Annotated in this window: 1 protein-coding gene; it reads right to left on the bottom strand. The window is 66.4% G+C overall.

Going from position 1 to position 4,443, the window contains the following annotated elements:
- Positions 1 to 4,401, bottom strand: a 4,401-nt coding sequence (locus RMN95_RS11010; protein WP_309616963.1) for an SdrD B-like domain-containing protein, incomplete at its 3' end; no start/stop codon positions are given.
- Positions 4,402 to 4,443 lie beyond the last annotated feature (42 nt).

Raw genomic sequence — 4,443 nt, forward strand, 5'->3', positions numbered from 1 at the left:
CCAGGCACCCGTGGCGTCCGTCGTGACGATGATCGTGACCGGCCCGACGGGGCCGTTCCAGATAACGACAACTCGAGCGCCAGAAATCCCGCGATCACCCGGATCGCGAACGCCGTCACCGTTGACATCGTCGAACACCACGCCGTTCAGCGCAGCGTTTCCGACAACGATGAAGTCGACATCCAACCGGATGCCCCCGTTGCTGAGCGTCGCGACGGCGCTGGATGCGCTACCCCCATCGAGGTCAGACGCCGGTACGTACCCCGCAGGCAGCGTGGTGGGGTCATACGAGACCACCACATCTCCGGCCGGAAGCCCGAGCGCGCGGTAGCGGCCCGAGGAATCGGTCGTGGTGACGACCACGATGTCATCCGGCGTTCCCTGGATGCCATCGGCGCCGGGGGAGCGGACGGTAACCACGACACCGGCCAGCCCGGGCTCGTTGCCGGTCTGCGTGCCATCGCCGTCGACATCCAGCCACAGAAGATCTCCGACGCCCGCAGTACCGCGATATCCGAAGTCCTGGTTGAGGTTGGTCGCGCCACCGGCGAGGCTGAGCCGCGAGGCGCCATCCGCACCGCCGTCGGGATCGAAGGTGGGCGCGATTCCCGTGGGAAGTCCGCTGAGCGTGATCGAGAACAGGCCGGTTGGCTGCTCTTCGAAGACGTATGCGCCATCGACGTCGGTCGTCGTCACCGTGACGACATCGTCGGCTGTACCGAAGCTTCCGTCGAGGCCCGCCCAGGTGAGTGTCACGGTCACTTCTGCAAGACCCGGCTCCGTGGGGTCGATGATTCCGTCGCCGTTCTGGTCGAGCCAGACCGTATCGCCGATCACGCCCGTGCCGACATAACCGAAGTCGACCGTGTCGAGCGCGGCGTCGGCACCAAGAACCACCGTCACCGTCGAGTCGAGCCCATCATCAAGGTCGTAGCTTTCGACGAGGCCAGCCGGCAGGGTCGCCTCATCGACCGTGACGGAGAACGTGCCGGCCGGCAAACCCGAGAACCGGTAACCGCCCGCGCCGTTCGTCACGGCGACCAGGGCGACATCGTCCCCTCCGCCCACCACTCCGTCGGGGCCAAACCAGGTAAGGGTGACCGTGACACCGCCCAGTCCCGGCTCATTGGCATCCTGGTTTCCGTCGCCATTGAGGTCGAGCCAGAGGCGATCACCAAGGGAGCTCGAGCCCGAGTACCCGAAGTCCTGGAGCAGGTCGCTGCCCACCAGCGTCAGGGCCGTCACCCCGTCGGGGGCGGTGGTTCCGCTGTCGGCATCGAAGGTCGGGGCAAACCCCGCGGGCACCCCCGAGGTGACGCGCACGGTGTACGCGCCATCCGGAACATCCTTCACTGCCCAGTTGCCGTTAGCGCCGGTGACGGTGGTGAACACCCTGTCGTCGCCTCCACCTGCGACACCATCGGTGCCGAGATAGGTCACCGTGATGCTGACGCCGACAAGACCCGGCTCGGCCGGATTCTGAACCCCGTCGGAGTCGAGATCCCACCAGACCCGATCACCGATGACGGAAACGGCGTCGTAGCCGAAGTCCACATCCCGGATCGAATCGCCCGCGGCAACCGTGACCGGCGTCACCGAGTTGTTGTTGCCATCCCGGTCGAAGCTGTTGGTCACCGCGGCGGGAAGCCCGCCGACCACCGCAACAGAGTATGCCCCCGGCAACAGGTTGTCGAACAGGTAGAGCCCGTTGTCGTCGGTGGTGGTGGTGAAGACCGCGTCGTCTCCGCCGCCGGCAACCCCGTCTACACCGAGCCAGGTCAGCGTCACCGAGGCACCCTTGATGCCGATCTCGCCGCCGTCTTGAACGCCGTCTCCGTCGCGGTCCAGCCAGACAAAGTCGCCAATGGATGCGGTGCCGGCGTACCCGAAGTCCTGGGCGAGGTCTGCAACACCGGCCGCAAGATTCACCGTGCTGGAGTTGCTCGTGCCGCCCGCGGGGTCAGAGACCACGCCGTATCCGACCGGAAGCCCGCTCACCGTCACGGAGTATGGCCCGGCGGCAAGCCGCTCGGCGAGGTAGGAACCGTTGGTTCCGGTCGTCGTGACGTAGGTGATGTTGTCGGCGGTGGTCGCGAGGTTTCCATCCGGTCCTCCGAAGACCACCGTGACGGTGGCCCCGGGCAGCCCGGGCTCCGTGGCATCCTGCACCCCGTCCGCATTCTGGTCGAACCAGACCCGATCACCGATCGACCCGGTGCCGGTGTAGCCGAAGTCAACATCCCGCTTGGCCGCGTCGCTGGCCAGAGTGCCCTGCCACACGCCGTTGGCACTCGCGGCGCCGCCGTCGAGGTCATAGCTGGGGGTCACTCCCGCGGGGAGGGTGGCGGCATCCACAGTCACCCGGTAGTTGCCACCCGGCAGCGAACCGGCCAGCCACGCGCCGTTCGAGTCGGTAGTGACCACCACGGTCTCGTCATCGGACGTTCCGAACAGTCCATCCACACCGGCATAGACCACCGCTACGTTGATGCCAGCCAGGCCGGGCTCACCCGCGTCGCGTGTGCCGTCCCCGTCCACGTCGAACCAGACCAGATCGCCGATGGAGGCCAGGTCGAGGCGCACGGTGACGGTGTCGGCCGTCACGTTGTCGTAGTCCGCGTAGATGACACCGCTGACCTGCAGGGCTGGATCCACCCCGAAGTAGTGTGGGACGTCGACCGTGTTCGCCACCGTCCTGGAGGGTGCATTAGCCGCCGTGTTGGCCAGCGGAGGAACCGTCAGTGAATAGCTGATCGTCACCGTGTCACCGACGGCGATCGGGCCCGGGATGTTCCAGGCCAGGGATCCGTCAGAGGGATTGGTGTCCACCTCGATCACGCCCGCTGGTGGGGTGGAGGTGAAGCCAGTCAGTCGGAGGTCAGGGGTGTCGACGACGTTCACATCCCAGGCGGGAGAGGTTCCGGAGTTGGTTACGGCGACCGTGTACGTGAGTGTCTCGCCGGGCTTCGCGCGGCGTGCATCCGAATCTCCGATTTGGCCGCCGACGAGCTTATCGACCGTCAGAAGCGGCTCGACGATCGCGATGGTAGCTGACGACGAAGAGCCCCGTGTGTCGAAGGATGACGCGGCCGGCACGGCGCCCGGGGTACCCGAGATCGTGTCCGTGCGGTTGTACACCGGGGTGGCAGTGTTGACAACCGAGGTGGTGCCAATCGCGGCCGGGGTCATGATGCCGTCGTAGGTGATCGTGACTACCCGATCGCCGGATGCCGCAGTCCCAAGATCGCCGAGGAAGAAGCCGATCGGCGAATCCGTCTCGGTATTGCCGACGACGACCGCCGTCACGTTCGGCGAGCATGCGCTGCCGCCCTGCACACAGCCAACGGATACCGGATTGCTGAACTTCACGCCGGTCGGAAGGGTGTCGAGCACGGTCACGTCATAGGCGATCGTGTTGGCCGGGATCGTCACGGTGAGGGTGTACGTGGCGCGCTCACCGATCGTCCGCGGTGTGGGCGTGACGGACTTGGCGACGGCAATGCCGGGCACGCGCAGCGTCACGTTACTGGTGGACTGGTAACCAGACCCGGGTCCGCCCGCCGCCGACGTCGCGCTGCGCTCGTCGGTGGCCGGCCCGCCGAGTGAGGTGGCGAGGGCGGTGGCGATGTTCACGATGGTGCTGCCGCTGATCACCGGATCCACAACCTTCGCCTGGTAGGTGAGGTTTTGGGATGTCGCGGGCGCGAGGGAAGATTGCGTGAAGGTGATCGTGCGGGCGGCCTGGTTCCAGACCCCGCCGCCGGGGAGGGTGGCGTTCGCCGTCACCAGGTTGCCACCGGCATCCGTCGGCTGGATGCTGGAGGGCACCGTGTCGGTCACGACCACATCGTGCGCCGTGGAGACGTTGGCCCCGCTGCCGTTGGCGAGCGCGAGGGTGTACGTCACGAGCTGACCACCGACCACCTGGCCCCCGACCGCGTCACTCGACTTGAGGATGGAGAGGTCGGGCTCGACAATGGTGACGTCCACGCGCGCGCTGGTGACGCTGCTGGCCTGCCCGGCCTGGTTGGCCCATCCGAAAGTCGCCCGGTTGGGGACGACGTCAGTTCGCACTGGTCCGCTGGCATCCAGTACCCGCGCCGTGAACGTCAGGACGACGAGGTCGTCGCCGGAACCACTCGGGTTGGCAAAGGGCGTAGTCAACGGGGCGGTGATCGTATTGCCACTCAGAGTCGCGTTCTGGGGAGCACCACCTCGCACGGTGAAGGTGGGGGTGCCCTGGATGCTCAGTCGAGCATCCACGACATCTGTTATTGCCGAAGCGCCGTAGACCGTGGAGCCCTCCGGGATGGTCGCGGTGACCGTGTAGGTAACCAGTTCACCGATCGTCGCCTGGGGGGAGGAGTTGCAGGCTTCAGTGACGGAGGTGGCACCCGACATGACGATCGCGGCGTTTGCGATTTAAACTCTCGCGTTGTCGAT

It is taken from the genome of Salinibacterium sp., from assembly GCF_031364185.1.
Taxonomy (GTDB): domain Bacteria; phylum Actinomycetota; class Actinomycetes; order Actinomycetales; family Microbacteriaceae; genus Rhodoglobus.